The 22,391-nt window shown below is 74.6% G+C and carries 22 protein-coding genes; 9 read left to right on the top strand and 13 right to left on the bottom strand.

What is annotated here, in order from left to right:
* Positions 1-852, top strand: a complete 852-nt coding sequence (locus ICW24_RS12030) for a thiazole synthase (RefSeq protein ID WP_307781333.1) — start codon at positions 1-3, stop codon at positions 850-852.
* The gene (moeB, locus tag ICW24_RS12025; protein WP_226345961.1) at positions 849-2,009 is read left to right on the top strand and encodes a molybdopterin-synthase adenylyltransferase MoeB; all 1,161 of its coding nucleotides are present in this window, start codon (positions 849-851) and stop codon (positions 2,007-2,009) included. The genes ICW24_RS12030 and moeB overlap by 4 nt, the downstream gene beginning before the upstream one ends.
* Here the strand turns inward: moeB and ICW24_RS12020 are convergent.
* The 9 genes from ICW24_RS12020 to ICW24_RS11980 form a co-directional block, all read right to left on the bottom strand.
* Positions 1,963-2,469, bottom strand: a complete 507-nt coding sequence (locus ICW24_RS12020) for a hypothetical protein (protein WP_226345960.1) — start codon at positions 2,467-2,469, stop codon at positions 1,963-1,965. The two genes, moeB and ICW24_RS12020, sit on opposite strands and share 47 nt — an antisense overlap.
* Positions 2,470-2,669: 200 nt before the next feature.
* Positions 2,670-3,509 carry a sirohydrochlorin chelatase gene (locus ICW24_RS12015; RefSeq protein ID WP_226345959.1) on the bottom strand — a complete coding sequence of 280 codons (840 nt, stop codon included), beginning with the start codon at positions 3,507-3,509 and terminating at the stop codon, positions 2,670-2,672.
* On the bottom strand, positions 3,509-4,885 hold the full coding sequence (locus ICW24_RS12010) for a sulfate adenylyltransferase subunit 1 (RefSeq protein ID WP_226345958.1): 1,377 nt from the start codon (positions 4,883-4,885) through the stop codon (positions 3,509-3,511). Before ICW24_RS12010 ends, ICW24_RS12015 begins: the two co-directional genes overlap by 1 nt.
* Positions 4,885-5,775, bottom strand: a complete 891-nt coding sequence (cysD, locus tag ICW24_RS12005; RefSeq protein ID WP_226346015.1) for a sulfate adenylyltransferase subunit CysD — start codon at positions 5,773-5,775, stop codon at positions 4,885-4,887. Before cysD ends, ICW24_RS12010 begins: the two co-directional genes overlap by 1 nt.
* Before the next feature lie 65 nt (positions 5,776-5,840).
* Entirely contained in the window at positions 5,841-6,440 is a 600-nt protein-coding gene (gene cysC / locus ICW24_RS12000) for an adenylyl-sulfate kinase (protein WP_226345957.1), read from the bottom strand.
* Positions 6,422-7,159, bottom strand: a complete 738-nt coding sequence (locus ICW24_RS11995) for a phosphoadenylyl-sulfate reductase (protein WP_226345956.1) — start codon at positions 7,157-7,159, stop codon at positions 6,422-6,424. The genes cysC and ICW24_RS11995 overlap by 19 nt, the downstream gene beginning before the upstream one ends.
* A gap of 50 nt (positions 7,160-7,209) precedes the next feature.
* The gene (locus tag ICW24_RS11990) at positions 7,210-8,895 is read right to left on the bottom strand and encodes a nitrite/sulfite reductase (RefSeq protein WP_226345955.1); all 1,686 of its coding nucleotides are present in this window, start codon (positions 8,893-8,895) and stop codon (positions 7,210-7,212) included.
* A gap of 221 nt (positions 8,896-9,116) precedes the next feature.
* Positions 9,117-9,590, bottom strand: coding sequence for a precorrin-2 dehydrogenase/sirohydrochlorin ferrochelatase family protein (locus ICW24_RS11985; RefSeq protein ID WP_226345954.1), 474 nt, complete (start codon positions 9,588-9,590; stop codon positions 9,117-9,119).
* Positions 9,591-9,683: 93 nt separating this feature from the next.
* A complete protein-coding gene (locus tag ICW24_RS11980) occupies positions 9,684-9,917 on the bottom strand; it encodes a DUF6458 family protein (RefSeq protein ID WP_226345953.1) in 234 nt (77 codons plus the stop codon).
* Between the two features lie 258 nt (positions 9,918-10,175).
* Between ICW24_RS11980 and ICW24_RS11975 the strand changes: the two genes are divergently transcribed.
* The gene (locus ICW24_RS11975; protein WP_226345952.1) at positions 10,176-11,213 is read left to right on the top strand and encodes an LLM class flavin-dependent oxidoreductase; all 1,038 of its coding nucleotides are present in this window, start codon (positions 10,176-10,178) and stop codon (positions 11,211-11,213) included.
* Between the two features lie 178 nt (positions 11,214-11,391).
* Positions 11,392-12,432 (top strand): saccharopine dehydrogenase, encoded by a 1,041-nt coding sequence (locus ICW24_RS11970; protein ID WP_226345951.1) that lies wholly within the window; start codon positions 11,392-11,394, stop codon positions 12,430-12,432.
* Positions 12,433-12,438: 6 nt separating this feature from the next.
* On the opposite strand, the gene ICW24_RS11965 is transcribed toward ICW24_RS11970, so the two are convergent.
* Positions 12,439-14,445 carry a bifunctional copper resistance protein CopD/cytochrome c oxidase assembly protein gene (locus tag ICW24_RS11965; RefSeq protein WP_226345950.1) on the bottom strand — a complete coding sequence of 669 codons (2,007 nt, stop codon included), beginning with the start codon at positions 14,443-14,445 and terminating at the stop codon, positions 12,439-12,441.
* A gap of 113 nt (positions 14,446-14,558) precedes the next feature.
* On the opposite strand from ICW24_RS11965, the gene ICW24_RS11960 reads away from it, so the two are divergent.
* Positions 14,559-15,425, top strand: coding sequence for a maleylpyruvate isomerase family mycothiol-dependent enzyme (locus ICW24_RS11960; protein ID WP_226345949.1), 867 nt, complete (start codon positions 14,559-14,561; stop codon positions 15,423-15,425).
* A gap of 66 nt (positions 15,426-15,491) precedes the next feature.
* Here the strand turns inward: ICW24_RS11960 and ICW24_RS11955 are convergent, their stop codons facing one another.
* From ICW24_RS11955 to ICW24_RS11945, 3 genes are read right to left on the bottom strand one after another with little or no spacing between them, the layout of a single operon-like run.
* A complete protein-coding gene (locus ICW24_RS11955) occupies positions 15,492-16,103 on the bottom strand; it encodes a GNAT family N-acetyltransferase (RefSeq protein WP_226345948.1) in 612 nt (203 codons plus the stop codon).
* Positions 16,104-16,147: 44 nt separating this feature from the next.
* Complete coding sequence (locus ICW24_RS11950) at positions 16,148-18,271, bottom strand: HelD family protein (protein ID WP_226345947.1); 2,124 nt, start codon at positions 18,269-18,271, stop codon at positions 16,148-16,150.
* A gap of 53 nt (positions 18,272-18,324) precedes the next feature.
* Positions 18,325-19,437, bottom strand: a complete 1,113-nt coding sequence (locus tag ICW24_RS11945) for a cation:proton antiporter domain-containing protein (RefSeq protein WP_226345946.1) — start codon at positions 19,435-19,437, stop codon at positions 18,325-18,327.
* A gap of 133 nt (positions 19,438-19,570) precedes the next feature.
* Here ICW24_RS11945 and ICW24_RS11940 point away from each other — a divergent pair, with 133 nt between their 5' ends.
* The 4 genes from ICW24_RS11940 (at position 19,571) to ICW24_RS11925 (ending at position 22,325) form a co-directional block, all read left to right on the top strand.
* A complete protein-coding gene (locus ICW24_RS11940; protein WP_226345945.1) occupies positions 19,571-20,530 on the top strand; it encodes an alpha/beta hydrolase in 960 nt (319 codons plus the stop codon).
* Positions 20,531-20,959: 429 nt separating this feature from the next.
* Positions 20,960-21,406: a MarR family winged helix-turn-helix transcriptional regulator gene (locus ICW24_RS11935; protein ID WP_307781332.1), complete on the top strand. Its 447-nt coding sequence runs from the start codon at positions 20,960-20,962 to the stop codon at positions 21,404-21,406.
* Positions 21,403-21,843 (top strand): organic hydroperoxide resistance protein, encoded by a 441-nt coding sequence (locus ICW24_RS11930; RefSeq protein ID WP_226345944.1) that lies wholly within the window; start codon positions 21,403-21,405, stop codon positions 21,841-21,843. Before ICW24_RS11935 ends, ICW24_RS11930 begins: the two co-directional genes overlap by 4 nt.
* Positions 21,843-22,325, top strand: coding sequence for a glutathione peroxidase (locus ICW24_RS11925; RefSeq protein ID WP_226345943.1), 483 nt, complete (start codon positions 21,843-21,845; stop codon positions 22,323-22,325). The genes ICW24_RS11930 and ICW24_RS11925 overlap by 1 nt, the downstream gene beginning before the upstream one ends.
* The last annotated feature ends 66 nt before the right edge of the window (positions 22,326-22,391 follow it).

Raw genomic sequence — 22,391 nt, 5'->3', positions numbered from 1 at the left:
ATGACCGACACGGGAACCCGCCCCACCCGCACCTCGGACACGCCCGACGTGTCCGAGGCCGCCGGCGACCACGGCGACCGCCTGGACGACGCGTTCGTCGTCGCGGGCGAACGCGTCGGCAGCCGCCTCGTCATGGGCACCGGCGGCATCCCCAGCCTCGAGGCGCTGGGAGCGGCGCTCGACGCGTCGGGGACGACGTTGACGACCGTCGCGATGCGGCGGTACTCGCCGGGCCAGGCGGGCTCGCTGTTCGGGCTGCTGCGGGCGCGCGGCATCCGGATCCTGCCGAACACCGCCGGGTGCTTCACGGCCCGGGAGGCGGTCCTCACCGCCGAGCTCGCCCGCGAGGCGCTCGAGACCGACTGGGTCAAGCTCGAGGTCATCGCCGACGACACGACCCTCCTGCCCGACGCCACCGAGCTGCTCGACGCGACCGAGCAACTCGTGGCCCGCGGCTTCTCCGTCTTCGCCTACACGAACGACGACCCCGTCGCCGCGCTGCGCCTGGAGGAGATGGGGGCCGCCGCGGTCATGCCGCTGGGGGCGCCGATCGGCACCGGCCTCGGCATCCTCAACCCGCACAACATCGAGCTCATCGTGTCGCGCGCCGGGGTGCCCGTCGTGCTCGACGCCGGGATCGGCACCGCCTCCGACGCCGCCCTCGCGATGGAGCTGGGGTGCGACGCGGTGCTGCTCGCGACCGCGGTCACGCGCGCCCACGACCCGGCGCGGATGGGCCTCGCGTTCCGGCACGCCGTCCAGGCGGGCTTCCACGCGCGCCGGGCGGGGCGGATCCCCAAGCGCCGTCACGCCCTCGCGTCCTCGCCGATGCAGGGGCGGGCCGACCTGTGACCGGCGCGTTGCCCCCGCTCGTCGAACCCGGCCCCCCGCTCACGCCGGAGCAGGCGCGCCGGTACGCGCGGCACGCCCTCCTGCCCGGCATCGGCGTCGAGGGGCAGCGGCGGCTGCTCGCCGCCCGGGTGCTCGTCATCGGCGCCGGGGGCCTCGGCTCCCCCGCCCTGCTCTACCTCGCGGCGGCCGGGGTCGGGACGATCGGGGTCGTCGACGACGACGTCGTCGACGTCTCCAACCTGCAGCGGCAGGTCGTCCACGGCGTGAGCGACGTCGGGCGGCCCAAGGTCGAGTCCGCGCGCGACACGATCGCCGCCCTCGACCCCGACATCGAGGTCCGCATCCACCGGTGCCGCCTCACGGCCCAGAACGCCCTCGACATCCTCGGCGACTACGACCTCGTGCTCGACGGCGCCGACAACTTCGCGACGCGCTACCTCGTCGCCGACGCGACCGAGATCCTGCGGATGCCATGCGTGTGGGGGTCGATCCTGCGGTTCGACGGCCAGGTGAGCGTGTTCTGGCCCGGCCACGGGCCCGTCTACCGCGACATCTTCCCCGAGCCGCCCGACCCCGCACTCGTGCCGTCGTGCGCCGAGGCCGGCGTCTTCGGCGTGCTGTGCGCGGCGATCGGGGCGGCCATGGGCACGGAGGCCATCAAGCTCATCGCCGGGATCGGGCGCCCCCTCGTGGGGCGGCTGCTCGTGCACGACGCGCTCGCGGCGACGTGGCGCGAGCTGGCCCTGCGGCCCGACGCGGCCCGCGTCCCGGTGACGCGGCTGCAGGACCTCGCCGTCGCGTGCGCCGTGCCCGCCGGCGTCGGAGGCGACGACGGGGCCGTCGACGCCGACGAGCTCGCCGTCCTCCTCGCCGCGGGCGAGATCCTGCTCGTCGACGTCCGGGAGGACGTCGAACGGGAGCTGTCGGTCATCGACGGCTCGCTGCACCTGCGCAAGGACGACATCCTCACCGGGGCGGTGGAGCTCCCCCGCGACCGCGACGTCGTGCTCCACTGCGCCGCCGGCTCCCGATCGGCGATCGTCCTCGAGCATCTGCGCCGCCAGGGGTACGACCGGGTGCGCCACCTCGCCGGCGGCATCGACGCCTGGGTCAACCGCGTCGACGGGCCGCCGCGCGACCCCGCCCCGCACCCCTGACGCGCCGCTCGGCGGTCGGCTCGGCCCGCTCGGCCATCGCGTTCGCCGCGGCCAGGGCGGTGACGCCGGCGGGAGTGGCGAGGGCGAAGCCGATGACGCCGAGCCCGGCGTCCCGGGCCACGCGCAGCAGCTCGCGCTGGAGGCGCAAGTCGGCGGCGTCGGGCGCGGCCGGGCCCGGGCGCCCGACCACGAGCACGACCCTCGGATCGCCCCACCGGTCGCCGGCGCGCGCGAAGAGGGCCCGCATCGCGTCGACCACCCGATCCGGGTCCTCGCGGACGGGGCAGTCCTCGACGGCGACCGGTTGAGCCACCCGGCCGCTCGAATGACACAGCAGGAGGTACACGCAGCCCCGGATCCGGGAGTCCTCCCGGACGACGAGATCCACGACGTCCTCGAAGAGATCGGCGTCGGTGACGGGCCGCTGGGCCCAGCCGGTGGGCAGGTGTGCGTAGGTCATGCCGCCAGCCTTCGCGCCCCGCGGCCGACACCGGGGCCGTGCACAGGCCCCGACCCCGCCGGCGCGGACCGCGGACGGCGGACCGACCCCCGGTGGACGGCCCGACGGCGCGCGGCGGCAGCAGCGGGATCCGAGGTGCCGAGCGGCCGAGAGGCCGGGCGGCCGGCGGGCGCGCTCGGCGTCCTGCGGGTGGCGGACTCTCAGGGGCCGGAGGCCGGCGTGATCGCAGCCGCGGCGGCCCGCGCGAGCACGAGCCGCGCGAGGGAGGGCTCCCCGGCGAGGGTGTCGGCCACGTCGTCCACCCCGAGGTCGGCGGCCGTGGCGAGGCCGGAGTCCAGGAGCAGCCCGGGGGCGAGGAACCACGGCACGAGGCCGACGCGCGCCGCGCCCCCGGCGCGCAGCTCGGCCACGGCGACGGCGAGCTCGCGGCCGCGGGTGACGAACGCGGCCCGGACGTCGGCGCCGAGGTCGGCCGCGACGCGCTCGGCGACGGCGTCGACCTCGGCGTTGGCCGCCTCGTGCGACGACCCCGTGCCGAGGAGGACGAGCGCGTCGCACCCCGCGTCGAGCAGGCCGCGCCCGCGGTGGGCGACGGCCGCGTCGAGCTCGGGGGCGGGACCGAGGACGTCGGCCCTGCGAAACGTCACGTCGTCGCGCGAATCGGCGACCGCGCCCAGCCGCTCCGGGAGGTCGGAACGCGCGTGGAACGCCGACGCGAGGAGCAGCGGGACGACGACGACCTCGCCCGTCAGGCGGGCGAGGACGTCCTCGAGGAGGGGATCGGACAACTCGAGGAACGCCAGCTCGACGGCAAGACCCGCGTCGATGCCGGCCCTGCCCTCGACGCCGATCGCGGCATCGGCCCCGGCCGAATCGACCTCCGCCGCGGCCACCGCGACCGCGTCCGTGAGCACGCGCAGGCCCGCGGGCGAACGCGGGTCGCGACTGCCGTGCCCGACGAGCAGCAGCGATGCCCCCCGCAGGCCGGGGGCCGCCGGACCGGCCGACGCGGCGTCGGCCGGTGCCGGGGTGGGGCCCATCAGATGCTGGGGTCGAAACGACCCGTCAGCGGGTTGCCCACCATGCCGGCGGCGAGGGTGGCCCCGCCGGCGGCGTCGATGACGAGGAACCCGCCGGTGTGCCGGTCGTCGGTGTACTCGTCGACGGCGACGGACTCGGCGAGCCGCACCCCGACGCGCACGATGTCGTTGAGCTGCGCCTGCTCGTCACTGGCCACCCAGTCCTGGGCGTCGACGTCCCAGGCCTGACCGGACGTCGTGAGCATGGCGCGGACGACCTTCGTGCCGGCCTTGACGAGCACCCGCTGGTTCGGGGTCGACGGCTTCTCGGACAGCCAGCACACGACGCCGTCGAGGGAGTCGAGGACGCGGGGCTGACGCTCGCCGTCGGCGTGGACGAGCACCTGACCGCGCCCCACGTCGACCTCGTCGGACAGCAGCACGGTCACCGACTCGCCCGCCGCCGCCTCCTGCGCGGGACCGGCGGGGGTGTCGAGACCCGTCACCGTCGACGTCGTGCCGCCGGGGAGCGCCCGGACGACGTCGCCCACCCGCAGCGTGCCGGCGGCGATGCGTCCGGCCAGCCCCCGGTAGTCCGGGTGCTCGGGGGTGCGCGGCCGGATGACGAGCTGCACCGGCATCCGGAACGGCTCGTGCGCCGCCCGGGAGGTGACGTCGATGCCCTCGAGGAGCTCGAGGAGCGTCGCGCCCGAGTACCAGTCCCCCGCGGCGTCGTGCCGCTCACCGCCGCCGTCGACGACGTTCTGGCCGGTCAGCGCGCTGACGGGGACAACATCGATCTCGGGCAGACCCACGTTGCGGGCCACCGCGCGGACGTCGGCGGCGACCTCGTCGAAGCGGGCCCGGGACCACGCCTGCGCGTCCATCTTGTTGACGGCCACGATGACCGACGGCACGCGCAGCAGCGCCATCACCGCGAGGTGACGCCGGGTCTGCACGGACACGCCGTGGCGCACGTCGACGAGGACGACCGCGGCCTGCGCCGTGGACGCACCCGTGACGGTGTTGCGGGTGTACTGCGTGTGCCCGGGAGTGTCGGCGAGCACGAAGGACCGCCGCGGCGTCGAGAAGTACCGGTACGCGACGTCGATGGTGATGCCCTGCTCACGCTCGGCGCGCAGGCCGTCGGTGAGGAGCGCGAGGTCGACGTCCTCGGACCCGCGGCGGCGGCTGGCGTCGGTGATCGACTCGTACGTGTCGGCGAGGATCGACTTGGTGTCGAACAGGAGGCGCCCGACGAGCGTCGACTTGCCGTCGTCGACGCTCCCGGCCACGACGAGCCGCAGCTCGCTGCGGGCCGCGGCGAGCACCTCGGCCGCGGCCTCGCGTTCCGCCTCGGTCGTCTCGTCCACGCCCGTCCCGGTGGTCGTCGTCATCAGAAGTAGCCCTCTCGCTTGCGGTCCTCCATGGCGGCCTCGGAGAGGCGGTCGTCGGCGCGGGTGGCGCCGCGCTCGGTGAGCCGGGACACCGAGATCTCGGCGATGACGTCGGCCACCGTCGTAGCGGTCGAGTCGACCGCGCCGGTGGACGAGCCGTCGCCCACCGTGCGGTACCGGACGAGCCGGGTCTCCAGCGTCTCGCCCTCGCCGGGCTCGCCCCAGGGCCCCGGGGTCATCCACATGCCGTCGCGGCGCCAGACCGGGCGCTCGTGGGCGTAGTAGATGCTCGGGAGCTCGACGTTCTCGGCCGCGATGTAGCGCCAGATGTCGAGCTCGGTCCAGTTGCTCAGCGGGAACACGCGGGTGTGCTCGCCGGGGGCGTGGCGGCCGTTGTACAGGTTCCACAGCTCGGGGCGCTGGGTGCGGGGGTCCCAGCCGCCGAAGGCGTCGCGGATCGAGAAGATCCGCTCCTTGGCGCGGGCCCGGTCCTCGTCGCGACGGGCGCCGCCGAGGACGGCGTCGAACCGGCGCTCGTTGATGGTGTCGAGCAGCGGGACCGTCTGCAGGGGGTTCCGGACGCCGTCGGGACGCTCGGTGACCCGGCCGTCGGCGATCCACTCCTCGACCGCGGCCACGACGAGCTCGTGGTTGCCCTGCGCGACGACGTGGTCGCGGAACTCGAGGACCTCGGGCAGGTTGTGCCCGGTGTCGACGTGCAGCAGCGCGATCGGCAGCGGCGCCGGCGCCGTGGCCTTGCGGGCCACGTGCAGGAGCACGGCGGAGTCCTTGCCACCGCTGAACAGCAGCGCGGGACGGTCGAACTCGGCGACCACTTCGCGGATGACCTGGATGGCCTCGGCCTCGAGGGCCCGCAGGCTCGCGTCCATGGCCGGTCGGGGGGCGCGGCCCGCCGCGCCGGCGGTGGCGCCGCGGTCGGTGTCAACGGTGAGAGTCACAACAGTCCTTTCGCGTCGAGGAGGGTGAGCACGGCCTCGACGTCGTCGGCCAACTGCGTGCCGGACGTGTCGATGCGCAGATCGGGGTCGGTGGGGGCCTCGTACGGGTCGTCGACCCCGGTGAGGTGGCTCACCGTGCCGGCGGCGTGACCGGCGTACAGGCCCTTGACGTCGCGGCGGGCGCACTCGGCGACCGGCGTCGACACGTGCACCTCCACGTAGGGCAGGCCGGCGGCCTCGTGGGCCGCCCGCACGGCGGCGCGGGTGTCGCGGTACGGCGCGATGACCGGCACGATCGACAACACCCCGTGCCGGGACAACGTGCGGGCGAGGTAGCCCACCCGCGTGACGTGGGCGTCGCGGTCCTCCCGCGAGAACCCGAGGTTCGGCGAGAGGTTCTCGCGCAGGTCGTCGCCGTCGAGGACCTCGACCGCGCGGCCGCGCGTCGAGAGCAGGCGCGCCAGCGCCGTCGCGATCGTCGACTTGCCCGACCCCGAGAGGCCCGTGAGCCACAGGGTGCCGCCGGCGGCGACCGGCTGCGCGGCCGCCGTGTCCGACTCGTGCGTCAGCGTCTCGTTCATACGTTGATCCCGCATTCGATCTTCTCGGTTCCCGACCAGCGGCCGGCCCGGGCGTCCTCGCCGGGGAGGACCTTGCGCGTGCACGGGGCGCACCCGATCGACGGGTAGCCCTGGTCGAGCAGCGGATTGCGGATGACGTCGTGCTCGACCGCGTACGCCTCGACCTCCTCGTCGGTCCACGCCGCGAGCGGCGCGATCCGGACGCGGGCGCGGCGCTCGTCGAACGCGATCTGCCGCGTCGCGCGGCGCGTCACGGCCTCGGCGCGACGCACGCCCGTGGCCCACGCCTCGTAGTCCTCCATCGCCTCGTCGAGCGGCGTCTCCTTGCGCAGGAGGCAGCACAGGTCGGGGTTGGAGGAGAACAGGTCCTTGCCGTACGTCTCGTCCTGCTCCGCCGGGCTCTGGTCGGCGCGCAGGTCGCGCGCGTTGATGCGGTACCGCTCACGGACCGCGTCGCGCGTCGCCAGCGTCTCGGGGAAGTGGTACTCGGTCTCGAGGAAGAGCGCGTCCGTGCCCGGGGCCACCTCGCTGACGAGGTGCGCGAGCACCGTGTCCTGCATCGAGGCCGTGATCGCGAACCGGGCGCCGAACGTCCGGGCCGCCCACGCGATGACGTCGCGGGCGTCGGCGTCGTGGTCGGCCGTGATCCCGAGCTCCGCGCGGCCGCTCTCGACGAGCGCCCGCAGCTCCTCCTCCGACCGGCGCGTGGGGGTGGTGGTCGTCTGGTCCGTCATACCGTCCTGTCGCGCTCCTCGGACTCGCAAGCTCGCCGCTTCGTCGCCGCTCATACCAGCGCCTCCTCGTCGGCCCGGCGCGCCCACTGCGTGAACCGCTCGCCGTCGGCGCGCTGCTCGACGTAGTTGCGCACGACCCGCTCGATGTAGTCGCCCAGCTCGGCGGAGGTGACCTTGTGCCCGCGGACCTTGCGGCCCCACGCGGGGTCGGCGTCGAGCCCGCCGCCGAGGTGGACCTGGAAGCCCTCGACCTGGTTGCCGTCGTCGTCGGTGACGATCTGCCCCTTGAGGCCGATGTCGGCCGTCTGGATGCGGGCGCAGCTGTTGGGGCAGCCGTTCAGGCCGACGGTGACGGGCTCGTCGAGGCCGATCGCGCCGAGACGCTCCTCGAGCTGCTCGACGAGGGTCGCCGCGCGGGCCTTCGTCTCGACGATGGCGAGCTTGCAGAACTCGAGCCCGGTGCAGGCGAGCACGCTGCGGCGCCAGATCGACGGACGGGCCTGCAGCCCGACCGGATCGAGCGCCTCGATGAGCGGCTCGACCTTGTCCTCCGGGACGTCGAGCACGACGAGCTTCTGCAGGGGCGTGAGCCGCACGCGGTCGGACCCGGCGGCGCGGGCCGCCTGCGCGACCTGGGTCAGCACCGAGCCGCTGACGCGGCCGGCGACGGCCGAGAAACCGACGTAGCGCAGCCCGTCGTTCTGCTCGTGGACGCCGACGTGGTCGATCGGCGCGACGGGGGCCTGGGCGGCGGGACCGTCGATGAGCGGGCGCTTCAGGTACTCGGTCTCGAGGATCTCGCGCACCCGCTGCGCCCCCAGGTCGGCGACGAGGTACTTCAGGCGGGCCTTGTTGCGCAGCCGGCGGTACCCGTAGTCGCGGAAGAACCCGGTCATGGCCTCCCACATCTCGGGGACGTCCTCGAGCGACACCCACGCGCCCAGGCGCTGCGCGAGGTGCGCGCTCGTCGACAGCCCGCCGCCGACGAGGACGTCGAAGCCCGGCCCGTGCTCGGGGTGCACGACCCCGACGAACGAGATGTCGTTGATCTCCGGCACGCAGTCCCACTGCCAGCTCACGCTCGTCTTGTACTTGCGCGGCAGGTTGGACAGCGTGGGGTCGCCGATCCAGCGGGCCTTGATCTCGTCGATGGCCGACGTCGGGTCGATGACCTCGTCGCGCGAGACGCCCGCGACGGGGGAGCCGAGGATGACGCGGGGGCAGTCGCCGCACGCCTCGGTCGTGTCGAGGCCCACCGCGGCGAGCCGGTCCCAGATCGCCGGGACGTCCTCGATGCGCACCCAGTGCAGCTGGATGTTCTGCCGGTCGGTGATGTCGGCGGTGTCGCGGGCGTACGTCGTCGAGATGTCGGCGATCGCCTCGAGCTGGGCGACGGACATGCGACCGCCGTCGAGCCGGACGCGCATCATGAAGTGCGTGTCGTCGAGCTCGTGCGGCTCGAGCTGGGCCGTGCGGCCGCCGTCGATGCCGGGCTTGCGCTGGGTGTACAGACCCATCCAGCGGAACCGACCGCGCAGGTCGTCGCTGGGGATGGAGTCGAACCCCTCCTTGGCGTACGTGTCGACGATGCGATCGCGCACGTTGAGGGGGTTGTCCTCGCGCTTGAACTCCTCGTTGTGGTTGAGGGGTTCACGCTGGCCGAGGGCCCACTGGCCCTCCGGGCGAGCCTTGCGACCGGAGCGATTCGACCGCTCGGCGGAGGTGATCGTTGACATGCGCGATGGGTCCTCACGACGGAGCTGACACGGGCTGACGGGAGTCGCGAGACCTCACGGGCCCCCGCGCCGGGATGGCTCCTGCACGGGATCGGGGTGGGGTTCGCGCCGCCGCCAACCATAACGCGACGTTGTGTTGCTCATATTCCGGTCTTATTTGTCGGGACGGGGGCCCGACCGCGGACGGCGACCGCGAGGCGCCGCTCTCGTGCTCGGCCGGACTAGGAGTACCCGTCCCGCGTCAGCTGCTTCACGAACTCGTCGCGCAGGCGGCGGGAGGCGCGGTAGTCGCCGCCCGTGAGCACCCCGACCTGGACCTCGCCCCGCCGACCGGTCGCGGGGGTCACGGCCTGGCCGGCCGACCCGTCGTCGGCGCGCACGCAGAAGATGCGGCGGGTCTCGGCCTCGGCGACGACGGCCGCGTTCACCTCCGGGGAGTCGGTCGACGCCATCGCGTACCAGGCCTCGGCGAGGTCCCCCGGCGCGTAGGCGCGGGGCTCCCAGCGGATGCGCCCCTCCTGCGCCGCCCGGGCGACGACGGGATGCAGCGCGGGGGCGACGACGACGACGTCGGCCCCGGAGCGCAGGAGCGTCTCGAGCCGGCGGGCGAGCACCCGTCCCCCGCCGACGACCACGACCGCCCGCCCCGTCAGCCGCAGCCCGACGAGGTACACGTCCGCCCCGTCACGTCGCACGACCGAATGCTGTCACAACGCCGCGCGCACAACGCGATCCACCCGCCGGGGCCGGGCCCTGCGGGTGGATCGGGTGTCGGCGGGGTGCGGAGGTCAGCGCCCGTACGGGTCGGTCGGCGGCAGGGGCCGCTCGACGTGGCGCTCGACGACCGTGGCGCGGCGTCGGCGCTGGCTGTCGAGGATGAACGAGAGGAGGACGCAGGCCAGGCCGGCGGCCATCATGATGAAGCCGACCGTGACGAGATCGACGCCGGCCAGGCTGTCCCGGACGGCGAAGCTCAGGACCGCCCCGAGGGCGATGAGGAAGATACCCAGACCGATCGACACTGTTGCCTCCTGTTGCGGACGTCGTGTCCCGATCGGCCGGTCGCCCTGGGACCTGAGGCGATTCGGCCCGACGAGTTCCGCTCCCACCCCCCGGGCCGCGACCACCGGACCCGCCGGAGAGGGGCCGCCCCGAGGCCGGACCGAGCGACGCGAGCCGAGGAGGGCCCGGGGCTCGGGACCGGAGGTGCCCGGCCCGACGCGGCACCCCTTCGACGCGCCCGGCGAAATGGATCGGGGGCGGTCGGCGTTGTCCGCGACATGCCCACCTCCGACCGCGTCCCCGTCTCGATCCTCGACCTCGCCCCCGTCTCGGCGGGCTCCGACGCCGCGCAGGCCCTGCGCGACTCGACGAAGCTCGCCCAGGACGCGGAGGCCTGGGGCTACCACCGGTGGTGGATGGCCGAGCACCACGGCAGCGAGACGTTCGCCAGCTCGGCGACCTCGGTGCTGCTCGCGCACATCGCCGCGCACACCGACCACATCCGCGTCGGGTCCGGCGGGGTCATGCTCCCCAACCACGCGCCGCTCATGGTGGCCGAGCAGTACGGCACCCTCGCGACCCTGTACGGCGACCGCGTCGACCTGGGTCTCGGGCGCGCACCCGGCACGGACCCGATGACGGCCGCCGCGCTGCGCCGCGGCACCGGACAGCTCGACTCGTTCGCGCGCGACGTCGCCGACCTGCAGGAATGGCTCGCTCCCCGGCCGGAGGACGGCTCGGGTCCGCGGATCCGCGCCCTGCCCGGCGAGGGCACGAACGTGCCGCTGTGGATGCTCGGTTCCTCGCTCGGCGGCGCGAGCGTCGCCGCCGCGCTCGGCCTGCCGTTCGTCTTCGCGTCCCACTTCGCGCCCGACCAGCTGAGCCAGGCGCTCGAGTACTACCGGGCCCACTTCGACCCCTCGGCGCCCACCGCCCAGATCGACCGCCCGTACGTCATGGCCGGCATCAACGTCCTCACCGCCCCCACGCGGGACGAGGCCGAGTTCCTGCGCACGTCGGCGATCGCCATGGGCGCGTCGATCCGCTCCGGCCGGACCGGCCCGCTCGTTCCGCCGTCGAACGACATCGTCACCGGGCTCGACCCCCGCGTCATCGCCGTCACCGACTCGATGCAGGCCGTGCGGGCCGTCGGCACCCCCGACGAGACCGCCGACGCCGTGCAGCGGTTCGTCGACACCTACGAGCTCGACGAGGTCATCACGACGACCTACACGTGGGACCCGGCGATGCGGGCGCGCTCGTACGAGCTGTTCGCCCAGGCCTGGGGCCTGACCGGCGCCGCCTCGGCCGCCTGAGCCGCCGCGCGCCCCGCCCACCACGGTGGGGGCGTCCGGGCCCGGTGACCACGCGGGGCGCGGGCCCGCGGCCGGCGTGGCATGCTCGGGCGCGAACGTGACGTGGCTCACCCGCCCCTCCGTTCTCCCGGGCGCGGTCGATCGCCCCGGGACCCCTCACGCGCGAACGGAGCCCGGCATGACCGACCGCCCCCTGCTGTGGATGCGACACGAGTCCCGCCCGGGCGAGGGCCGCGCCCCCATCTCCCCCGCCGACGCCCGCACGCTGGTCGAGCACGGCTTCGACGTCGTCGTCGAGCAGTCGCACGCGCGCTGCTTCCCCATCGAGGCGTACGTCGAGGCGGGGGCGCGCACCGCGCCCGGAGGCACGTGGGCCGACGCGCCGGAGGGCGCGATCGTCATCGGTCTCAAGGAGCTGCCGGAGGCCGACACCCCGCTGCGCGACCACATCTACTTCGGGCACGCCTACAAGGGCCAGGACGGCGCGCAAGGGCTGCTGCGACGGTTCGCGGCCGGCGGCGGGACGTTGCTCGACCTCGAGTACCTCGTGGGTGACGACGGGCGGCGGGTCGCCGCGTTCGGCTACTGGGCGGGGTACGTCGGCGCCGCGCTCGCGGTGCTCGCCTTCCGCGACGAGCTCCCCCGACCCCTGGTCCCCACCGACCGCGCGACCCTCGACGCGGCGCTCGCCGCCGGTGCCGGGGCCGGCCCGGACACCCGCGCGCTCGTCATCGGCGCCCTGGGCCGCTCGGGGACGGGGGCGTGCGACGCGTTCGCGGCCGCCGGCATCGAACCCACGCGATGGGACGCGGCCGAGACCGCGACGCTCGACATGGACGCCCTGCTGGCCCACGACATCCTCGTCAACACGGTGATGGTCGACCGCCCGGTGCCGCCGTTCCTCACGGACGCCGACCTCGACCGCGCGGGCCGCCGACTCACGATGATCAGCGACGTCACCTGCGACGTCACCTCCGACCTCAACGTGCTGCCCGTCTACGACGCCGTGACCACGTGGGAGCGGCCGGTCACCTCCCTGCGCAGCGGCGCGGGCGCGGTGTCGCTCATCGCCATCGACAACCTCCCGACGATGCTGCCGGCCGAGGCGAGCGCGTCGTACTCGGCCCAGCTCCTGCCCGTCCTGCTCACGCTGCCGGACGGCCCGGTGTGGGCGCGAGCGCGCGAGACGTTCGCCCGGCACGCGGCCGGCGGCGCCTGAGCCGGCTCAGCGACCCTCGGCGCGCCGCGTCGCCTCGGCCCGACGGGCGAGCTCGGCGTTGTAGGCGGCGAGCTCGGCGTCGTCGTCCCGGTCGGCGCGCCGGTCGCCCCGGCGGGCCTCCGCCTCGTCGGCGCGCATCCACACGAGGGCCACGGCCATGGCGAGGCCGAGCATGGGCAGTTCGCCGATGCCCCACGTGAACAGCCCGCCCCTGACCTGGTCGGCGAGGAGGTCGGGCACGTACGGCAGCCGCAGCGCGCCGAAGAACGGCTCGGCGAGCAGCGTCTTGCTCTGCACGAGCGCGAGACCGAAGAAGGCGTGCACGCTCATCGCAAGGAAGAGCAGCACGAGCCGCAGCGACGGCGGCCAGCGCTTCGGCCCCGGGTCGACGCCGATGAGACACCACGCGAAGACGTACCCGGCGAGCATGAAGTGGACGACCATGAGCACGTGGCCCGTGTGCGTGCGCAGGGCGAGCTCGAACAGGCCCGAGAAGTAGAAGACGTAGAGGCTGCCGACGAAGTTGACCGCGGCGACGACGGGGTTGGCGAAGAAGTTCACCCACCGGGAGTGGGCCACGGCGAGGAGGATCTCGCGGGGCCCGAGCGTCTTGTCCTTGCGCGGGGCGAGGGTGCGCGACGCGAGCGTGATGGGCGCGCCGAGCACGAGCACGAGCGGCACCCCCATCGTCAGCGTCATGTGCATGAGCATGTGCGCGCTGAACATGACCCGGCCGTACACGCCGGGGGCACCGCTGGTCACCCACGCGAAGAGCAGCCAGCCGGCGCACCAGAAGATCGTGCGCTGGACGGGCCACGCGTCGCCGCGCCGCCGCAGGCGCCGCACGCCCGCGAGGTAGAGGCCGATGCCGAGCACCGCCACGGCGAGCCACAGCCAATCGACCCGGACGGTGAGCCAGGCCGCGCCCTCGAGCGGGACGGGCGGGGCCGGGTAGCCGGTGAGCGAGGTGGCGACGTCGGGCGACTCGGTCTGCGGCACCGGCGGAGGGGAGGAGGCCAGCGCGGCACCGATCCCCATCGCCGCCCCCATGAGCGCGATCTCGCCGAGGGCGAGGCCGGCGAACGCGGAGCGCTCGCGGTCACCCTCCTCGAGCCGGCCGACGAGCCGGGACCGCATCCGCCACCCGGCCAGCCCGAGCGCGAGGAGGATCAGCGCCTTCGCGACGACGAGAACGCCGTAGGGCGTGGCCAGCCCGGCCGGCGAGCCCAGGCGGACGGCGGCGTTGAGCACCCCCGAGAGGGCGACCGCCCCGAAGCACCAGGCCGCGAGGGTGGAGTAGCGGCGCACGCTCACGGCGAGGGCCGGGCCGAGGGCGCGGCGCAGCACGACCAGGGCGACGAGGCCGCCGCTCCACGTGATCGCCCCCGCGAGGTGGATCGCGAGGGAGTTGACCGCCGTGTCGTGGGCGGCGGCGCCGGCGGCGTGGCCGACGAGGGCGAGCACCACCACTCCGAGGAGGGCGACGACCGCCGCCCAGGTGAGGGCGGCACGGGTGCGGGCGAACGCCGCCATGACCGTCGCCGCCACGGCGACGAGCAGGCTCACGAGCGGCACGGCGAAGAACTCGATCCGGTACGCCGACGCGAGCTGGCCGAGGTAGGCGGGGTCGGTCAGCGCGAGCCCGGTGACGTTCGAGACGAGGAGCACGAGGTGGGCGAGGCCGGCGAGCGCCCAGACGCCGCCCGTCACCGTCGCGGCCCGTGCCGCCGTGGCGCGCCGGTGCGTCGAGGCCCGCTCGGGCACGATGGTGCCGGCGAGCAGGAGCAGGCCCACCGTCGCGGCGGCGAACGCGTCGTGGAGCACCTTGGTCACGGGGACGCCCCAGCGGGCGAGCGGCCCGCCGTCGTCGAAGCCGACGAGGCCGGTGAACGCGCCTCCGACGAGCCCGGCGGCCACGACCGCCGCGAGCGCGCACACGCCCAGGAGGCCGACCCCCAGCGGTGCGGGAGCCGAGCCGGTCCGCTCGGACGGGGTGGGCGGGGCGCTCGACATGCTCCTCAGCCTAGGCACGCGCCCCGAGAACGGCGTGGCCGCCCGGAGCGGCCGGGCGGGCCGGAGCGTCGCTGCCAGGTCGACAGCGGGCGCGCGGTCGATAGGGTGGCGGCATGCCTATGCACCCGGCGGCCCCCGACGACCTGGCCGGTCTGGTCGACTCCTTCGCCAGCAGCATCAACGCGCTGATCGACCTGGCCATCACGTGCCACGCGGACGACTTCGACAAGCCGACCGACTGCCCCGGCTGGACCGTCAAGGACCAGTTCGCGCACGTCGCGGCCACCGAGAGCAGGCTGCTCGGTCGCACCGACCCCGACGTCGAGGTCCCCGACCACCCCCACCTGCGCCACCCGCGGGCCCGGGCGATCGAGGCGGGCGTCGAGGTACGCCGGTCCCGGACGGGGGCGGAGGTCGTCGAGGAGCTCAAGCGGGTGGCCGCCGCCCGCATCGGCCGCCTGCACGAGACCGACCTCGACCCTGACGAGACCGTCGTCACCCCGATGGGCGAGATGCCGCGGATCGAGCTCGTGCGTCGTCGCGCCATCGACGTCTGGGTCCACGAGCAGGACGTCCGGCACGCCCTCGGTCGCCCCGGCAACCTCGACGCGGCCGGCGCCTCGATCTTCTGTCAGCGCGTCATCGACGCGCTGCCGCAGATCGTCCTCGACAGCGGGGTGGAGCCCGGCAAGGTCGTCATGATCGAGCTGACCGGCCCCGTCGTGGCCCGCACCGGGGTCCGGGTCGAGCGCGCCCCGGAGGGCGAGACCGGCCCGGTCGCGAGCCTCATGTTCTCGGGAGGCGTCGACGAAACCGGTCCCATCCCCGTCATCGGCAAGACGACGAGCATCCAGATGTCCACCGACGCGTTCACGCGCCGCGCCGCCGGTCGTCGCTCCGTCGACGACCTCCACTACACCGTGCACGGCGACCAGCAGGTGGCTCGCGAGGTGCTCGAGAACCTCGTCGTCACGCGCTGACCGGGCCGAGGACCGTTCGCAGCGTCCTCGGCGAGGCCACGCACCGGGTCCGCGCGTCGGAAGTTGTCACAGCGTCCGGCGCATGACGAGGCGGGGCAGCGTGGAGGCCATGGCGTCCGTGGTGCCGACGACCTCGAAACCCAGCGGCTCGAACATCGAGCGGGTGCCGACGAACGCCATGGTCGTGTCCATGCGCCCCGGCGGGTCGACGGGATGCGCCTCCACGGCGACGGCCCCGTGGGACGCGGCCCACGTCACGGCCCCGTCGAGGAGCCGTCGGGTCACGCCCTGCCTGCGGTGCCCGCCGCGGACGACGACGCAGACGATGCTCCACACCGGCACGTCGTCGACCGGGCGCATGAGGCGGCTCGTCGCGAGCGTGGGGATGTTCTCGCGCGGCCCGATGTTGCACCACCCCACCGGCTCCCCGTCGCGGTAGGCGATCACGCCGGGCGGGACGTCGCGCTCGCACAGCGCCCGCATCGCCGCCTCCCGGGCCCCCGACGCGTCCGAATCCACGGGACGCCCCGCGAGCTCGGCGACGTCGGCCGCGCGTAGGCGGTGGGCGACGCACCAGCAGTGCGTGGCGCGCCGGTTGGGGTTGACGACGTCGGCGAAGTCGTCGAACCGGTCCGGGGTCAGCGGGTGGGTCGCCCACCCGGCCGTCGGGGTGCTCATGGCCGCAGTGAAACAGAGGAACCGGACGACGGGTGTCCGGTGGCTCACACCGGGATCGTCGTGAGGCGATCTCGGGCGAGCTCGGCCGGAAGGTCTCCGCGATGCAGCACGAGCAGGTGGGAGACGGCGCGGGTGAGGACGACGTAGAGGCGGCGCAGCCCGGTGCGCTCGTCGGGTTCGGCGGCGACGATGGCGGCGGGGTCGAGGACCACGACGGAGTCGTACTCCAAGCCCTTGGCCAGCGCGGCGGGCACGACCTGCACCCGAGCGGCGTCGCCGGGCCCCGGGTCGGGGATGTCGTCGTGCGCCGCGTCGTCCACCACCGGGACCGGAGTCCCCAGAGCGGCCCCGACCGCGTCCGCGACGGCCAGGGCGACGGGGTCGGTGCCGGACCCGGCCACGATGATCCCGACGGTCCCGGGGCGGGCCCCGATCTGCGCGACGCGCGACGCGAGCGTGGCCACGACGTCGTCGGCCCGGGTGACCTCGAGGGATCCGGCGGCGGCGCGGACCGGCTCGGGGGGCGTGAGCCCCGGCGCGATGCGGGGCAACAGCCGAGCCGCGAAGGCGATCACGTCGGCGGGGACGCGGAAGCCCCGCGACAACTCGACGACGCGGCCGTCGGGGCGACCCAGGTGGGCGAGGGAACGATCCCAGGTCGGCGTCGACCACGGGGTCGTGCCCTGCGCGATGTCGCCGAGGACCGTCGCGGCGCCCGCCGGGGCACAGCGTCGGCCGACCGCCCTCAGCTGCATCGGGGACAGGTCCTGCGCCTCGTCGAGGATGACGTGCCCGTACGTGCTGCCGCGGCGCATCGACCAGGCGATCTCGTCGAGGAGGACGGAGTCGGCCGGGGTCCACCGCGCCGCCCCGGGCGTCCGCGGGGGCCGGGGCCACCGCAGTGCGGCCTGCTCGTCGGGCTCGAGGACACCGTCCGCGCACGCGGCGAGGTGGTCGGCGTCGGCGAGGAGGCGATGGAGGACGGCGGCCGGCGTCACCGGCGGCCAGACCGCCCTGGCGTAGGCCCTGACCTTGGGGTTCTTCGCGAGGGCGTCCTGTGCCCGGTCGTCGTTCGCGAACACGCCGGCGGCTTCCATCCGCAGCATGATCAGGTGGGCCAGGCGTTGCGGGAGCAGGTCGCGGGCCGCGTCGTAGGGCAGGCCCCGGGCGGCCAGCTCGTCGACGGTGTCGGCGACGTCGTAGCCCGGCACCCGCCAGATGCGCGTCCCTCGTGGCACCTCGAGGGCGGCCTCGGGGCGGCGGACGTGACTCCACACGACCACCCGAAGGACCTCGGCCAGCCGCGCGTCCCCCTTGAGGCCGGCCACCTCGGTGCGGTCGTCCGCCCTGATCCGGGTGTCCCCCGCGACGAGGTCGGCGGCCGTCGTGTGTCGCACGTCGAGCTCGCCCAGCATCGGCAGGACGGCGCCGATGTGGTCGAGGAAGGCGCGGTTCGGACCGACGACGAGCACCCCGGCGCGGGCCAGGCGCTCCCGGAACGTGAAGAGGAGCCACGCCGCCCGGTGGAGGCCGACCGCCGTCTTGCCCGTGCCCGGCGCCCCTTGGATGCACACGGTCGTCGACGCGTCGGCGCGGACGAGCTCGTCCTGCTCGGGCTGGATCGTGGCGACGATGTCGCGCATGGGCCCCACGCGGGGGCGTTCGATCTCGGCCGCGAGGATGGCCGACGGCGCACCGGACCCGCCCACGACGTCGTCGGCGCCGTCGGCGTGGTCCTGGAGGTGCTCGTCCTCCATCGCGGTGATCCGCCCGCCCGACACCCCGAAACGGCGACGCAGGGTGACGTGCATGGGGTCGGCGCGGGACGCACGGTAGAACGCCGTCGAGACCGGCGCCCTCCAGTCCACGACGAGCGGGTCCCCGGCCTCGTCACCCACGTGGCGCCGACCCACGTGCCACCCGGTGGCCGACCCGCCCGCCGACGGGTGTGCGGAGTCCACCTCGATCCGACCGAAGTAGGGCGCCGACCGCCCGTCGTCCTCCAGCGAGCGGGCGCGCCGCCACAGCGTGATCGCGAGTCGTTCCGCGGCCACCGGGTCACCCGCCGTCACGTCCAGCGTGAGCGCGTGCTCTCGCATCCGGGCCAGCTGGGCGCGCACCTCGTCGAGGTAGTCCTGTTCGGCGACGAGGTCGACGTCGGTGGGCATGCGGGGTCCCTCCCGGGGTGGACGGTCTGGGCGCGAGGGGCCACGTTACGCCGTCACCGCTCCCGCCCACGAGCGGCGGCCCGCCGCGCGTAGTGGTCGGCCACGAGCGGGGCGACGAGCCACCGGTCCCACCACGACAGCGACGAGCCGAGCAACGCGAGCACGACGGGGACGATCCGCAGGACCGTCAGCGCGGCGAGGCCGAAGACGAGCACCGGCCACGAGCCGACCGCGCCCAGGACGAGCACCGAGCAGACCCCGAGCACGAACCACATGACGTACGAGGCGAGGGCGGCGACGTCCTCGCTCAGCTCGACCTCGCGGTGCGCGGCCTCACCGCGGGCGCTCCGGAACGCGATGCCGGCGACGAACGCGGCGACGAACCCGTTGCCGTGCGCCTCCGAGGCGAGCGCGTACGTGAGCAGCGGGAGGCAGACGACCCCGTACCGAAGGGCGTGCGTCGTGCTGAGATCCCCAGCGACGGACCGGCGCATCCCGAGGCCGGCGAGGCCGCCGACGGCGACGCCGACCGCGACGGCGATGAGCGCGGCCGGGACGGCCTCCTCGAGCGCGGCCTGCGGCGTGCTCGCGTGGGACCGGCTCCCGGCCAGGGTGAGGGCGAACACGAAGACGGGGGCGACGAGCCCGTCGTTGTAACCGCTCTCGACGTTGAGCACGTTGCGGACCCGCTCCGGCAGGCGCGCGTCCTTGAGGATGCCGGCGGCGGGGGCGAGGTCGGTGGGCATGACCGCGCACACGAGCACGAGGACGACGGCCGGAGACACCTGCGGGAACAACAGCACCCCGAGCCCCAGCCCGAGCGCGAGTCCGAGCGGGAGGGCCACCCCCAGCAGCCGCGCCGCGATGCGCGGCTCGTGCCCGAACACGCCGCGGCGGATCTCGAACGAGTCGACGAACAGGACGAGCGCGAGGATGACCTCGGCGATCTGCTCGGCGACGGGGCCGTTGAGCACGGACGAGGCGACGGCGAGGTCGAGGGTGAGGGGCGCCGAGCTCGACGCCTGGACGAGCGGGGACGCCGCGCCGACGACCATCCCGCCGAGCACCATGACCATCGGCGCCGAGATCCGCCGGGACCCCAGCAGGCGCGCGAACAGCGCCCAGACCAGCACGACGGTGACGCCGCACACGATGACCCATCTCACGTCGAGCACCCATCGCCTCGGCCTGCGGCCGGTCCCGTCCGCACGTTCTCTCCCCCGCCCCATGATGACGGGTGTCGCCGACCCCGGGGCACGCGGCGCCCGGCGCCCCGGCGCGGTCGCGGAGAATCGGGGCATGACATCCGTCCCCGCCCGTGTGCTGCGCGTGCTCGTCGCTCTCGCCTGGGTGGGGGTGCCGGCCTGGGTGGCCGCGACGCGCGTCGGCGCCGTCACGGACGGGCACCCCGCCTACGCCCTGCTGCTCGCGGCGGCGGCTCTCGTCGGCGTCGCGCTGCTGGTCCGGGCCGCCCGTCGCTGGGCGGCGGAGAACTGGCCTGCGGGGACCGGACGCGCGAGGCGACGCCGATGGCTCGGCCGGGCGCTCCTCTCCGCGGCGACCGTGCTCGTCCTCCCCGCGCTCGCGTGGCTGCGGCCGTACCCGGCCGACGATGCCGCGATGGCGGCGATGACCTCGGGCGCGGACGCGGTCACGGTCTCCCAGGACGCGACGACGATGACCATGACGCCGTCAGCGGGAGCGGCACCCGGCGCCGCGGGCCTGATCTTCCAGCCCGGCGCCCGCGTGGACGCGCGGGCCTACGCGGCCCTGCTGCGCCCGCTCGCGCAGAGCGGGCACCCCGTCGTCATCGTCAAGCAGCCCCTCGGGATCGCCTTCCTGTCCCTCGGCGCCCCGGGACGCATCGTCGCCGATCCCTCCCCCGGCGCCGACCGTCGGTGGGTCGTCGCCGGGCACAGCCTGGGCGGGGTCGCGGCCGCCCGCGCCGCCGCCTCGGGCGATCCCCGCATCGTCGGGCTCGCCCTCTGGGCCTCCTACCCGGACGACGCGACGACCGTGCCCGCCCAGCCCGTCGTCACCGTGTACGGGACCCGCGACGGCCTCGCCACCCCCGCCGAGGTCGAGGCGTCACGCCCCCGGCTCCCGGACGACGCACGGTTCGTGCCCGTCGAGGGCGGGATCCACGCCTACTTCGGCGACTACGGACCCCAGGCCGGCGACGGCACCGCGACCACCGACCGCGCCACCGCACAGGCCAGGATCGTCGCCGCAACGCGCGACCTTCTCGACGGCCTCTGATCCCGGGGCCGCCGGCAGGGCCCACACCGCCCGCGCGGCGGTCCGGCACGGAACCGGTCGTCGGCACACTCGTCGGATCGCCCGCCTGCGGGTCCGGTCACCCGGGTTCGGACCGACGGTGCCCGAGTTTTCACGACAACTGCACTGCCAATGGCGCGCCGCCCCGAGCGCCGACCCTGTGACCAGCAGCGATGAAAACGGCGGCTCCAAAGGCAGTGCAGTTGTCGTGAAAACTCGACCTGGCCCGGTCGCGATTCCCCGCAGCAGCGACCCGGCGGCGACGAGCATCGGCCGGGACCGCGTGCGCAAGCCCGACGTGCGCACGCCCGACGTCCGCACGCCCGACGTCCGCACGCCCGACGTCCGCACGCCCGACGTCGTCGGGCCAGCTAGATTGCACGCAACTCAGTTGTGTGCAATCTTTATGGGGTGCAGCCGGATCTCGCCCTCGACCACCAGCTCTGCTTCGCGCTCTACGCGGCGTCGCGGCGGGTGCAGCAGGCCTACCGGCCCGCGCTCGACGACCTCGGCCTGACCTATCCGCAGTACCTCGTCATGCTCGCGCTCTGGGAGCGCGACGGGGTCGGCGTCGGTGAGCTCGGCGAGCGACTGCATCTCGACAGCGGCACCCTCTCGCCCCTGTTGCGGCGCCTCGAGCAGCGCGGGCTGGTCACGCGACGCCGCGACGACCCCGATGGCCGCCGCGTCGAGATCCTGCTCACCCCTCAGGGCGATGCGCTGCGCGACCGCGCGGGCCAGGTGCAGGACTGCCTCGCCGGGCAGGTCGACCTCGGACCCGAACAGCTCGGGGCCCTGCGCGACCTCGCGCGGGCCCTCGTGAACTCCACCCCTCGATCAGACGGAGGAACACCGTGAACGTCATCTACACCGCAGACGCCCTCGCGACCGGAGCGGGCCGCGACGGCCACGTCCGCACGCCCGACGGCGTGCTCGACCTCGACCTCGCCGTCCCGAAGGAGATGGGCGGGGCGGGCGGAGCCGGCGGGGCGGGCGGAGCCGCCAACCCCGAGCTGCTCTTCGCCGCCGGCTACGCCGCCTGCTTCCACTCCGCGCTGCAGATGGTGGCGCGAGAGGCCAAGGCCTCGCTCGGCGACTCGAGCGTGGGCGCCCGAGTGGGCATCGGCCCGAACGACGCCGGCGGCTTCGGCCTCGCGGTGACGCTCGAGGTCGTCGTGCCCGACCTCCCCCACGAGCAGGCGCAGCAGCTCGCCGACCGGGCCCACGAGGTCTGCCCCTACAGCAACGCGACCCGCGGGAACGTCGACGTCACCGTCACGGTGGTGGAGGACTGATGAGCACCCTGCACGACTTCGAGGCCACGACGCTGCGCGGCGACACCCGCCGGCTGTCCGACTACGCCGGCCAGGTCGCGATCGTCGTCAACACGGCGAGCAAGTGCGGGCTCACGCCCCAGTACGAGGGTCTGCAGGCGCTGTACGACGAGTACGCCGACCGCGGCCTCGTCGTCCTCGGCTTCCCCTGCAACCAGTTCGCGCACCAGGAGCCGGGTTCCGACTCCGAGGTGAAGGAGTTCTGCCGGGCGAACTACGGCGTGACCTTCCCGATGTTCGCCAAGGTCGACGTCAACGGGCGCGACGCCCACCCGGTGTGGCGGTGGCTGCGCCAGGAGAAGGGCGGCGTGCTCGGCGACGCCATCAAGTGGAACTTCACCAAGTTCCTCGTCGACCGGCAGGGCCGCGTCATCGAACGCTTCGCCCCGCAGACCGAGCCCGCCACGATGCGCGACGCGATCGAGAAGGCCCTCGCGGCCTGACCGTGGCCCGCGCACCGCCGTCAGCGTCGGCCATCCTCCATCGCCGCCGTCGGTCCGCACAGCGGC

The sequence above is a fragment of the Agilicoccus flavus genome (assembly GCF_014857905.1).
Lineage (GTDB): Bacteria > Actinomycetota > Actinomycetes > Actinomycetales > Dermatophilaceae > Agilicoccus > Agilicoccus flavus.
The sequence above is the reverse complement of the archived record's forward strand: the minus strand, read 5'-3'. Positions and strand labels throughout refer to the sequence as shown.

Coding starts and splice junctions, on each gene's coding strand:
- ICW24_RS11995 (WP_226345956.1), bottom strand. CDS start 7,159: ATGACGGACCAGACGACCACCACCCCCACGCGCCGGTCGGAGGAGGAG.
- cysD (WP_226346015.1), bottom strand. CDS start 5,775: ATGGACGCGAGCCTGCGGGCCCTCGAGGCCGAGGCCATCCAGGTCATC.
- ICW24_RS11955 (WP_226345948.1), bottom strand. CDS start 16,103: ATGAGCACCCCGACGGCCGGGTGGGCGACCCACCCGCTGACCCCGGAC.
- ICW24_RS11950 (WP_226345947.1), bottom strand. CDS start 18,271: ATGCCCACCGACGTCGACCTCGTCGCCGAACAGGACTACCTCGACGAG.
- cysC (WP_226345957.1), bottom strand. CDS start 6,440: ATGCGGGATCAACGTATGAACGAGACGCTGACGCACGAGTCGGACACG.
- ICW24_RS12010 (WP_226345958.1), bottom strand. CDS start 4,885: ATGACGACGACCACCGGGACGGGCGTGGACGAGACGACCGAGGCGGAA.
- ICW24_RS11925 (WP_226345943.1), top strand. CDS start 21,843: ATGAGCACCCTGCACGACTTCGAGGCCACGACGCTGCGCGGCGACACC.
- ICW24_RS11940 (WP_226345945.1), top strand. CDS start 19,571: ATGACATCCGTCCCCGCCCGTGTGCTGCGCGTGCTCGTCGCTCTCGCC.
- ICW24_RS11960 (WP_226345949.1), top strand. CDS start 14,559: ATGCCTATGCACCCGGCGGCCCCCGACGACCTGGCCGGTCTGGTCGAC.
- ICW24_RS11990 (WP_226345955.1), bottom strand. CDS start 8,895: ATGTCAACGATCACCTCCGCCGAGCGGTCGAATCGCTCCGGTCGCAAG.
- ICW24_RS11970 (WP_226345951.1), top strand. CDS start 11,392: ATGACCGACCGCCCCCTGCTGTGGATGCGACACGAGTCCCGCCCGGGC.
- ICW24_RS12015 (WP_226345959.1), bottom strand. CDS start 3,509: ATGGGCCCCACCCCGGCACCGGCCGACGCCGCGTCGGCCGGTCCGGCG.
- ICW24_RS11975 (WP_226345952.1), top strand. CDS start 10,176: ATGCCCACCTCCGACCGCGTCCCCGTCTCGATCCTCGACCTCGCCCCC.
- ICW24_RS12020 (WP_226345960.1), bottom strand. CDS start 2,469: ATGACCTACGCACACCTGCCCACCGGCTGGGCCCAGCGGCCCGTCACC.
- ICW24_RS12030 (WP_307781333.1), top strand. CDS start 1: ATGACCGACACGGGAACCCGCCCCACCCGCACCTCGGACACGCCCGAC.
- ICW24_RS11965 (WP_226345950.1), bottom strand. CDS start 14,445: ATGTCGAGCGCCCCGCCCACCCCGTCCGAGCGGACCGGCTCGGCTCCC.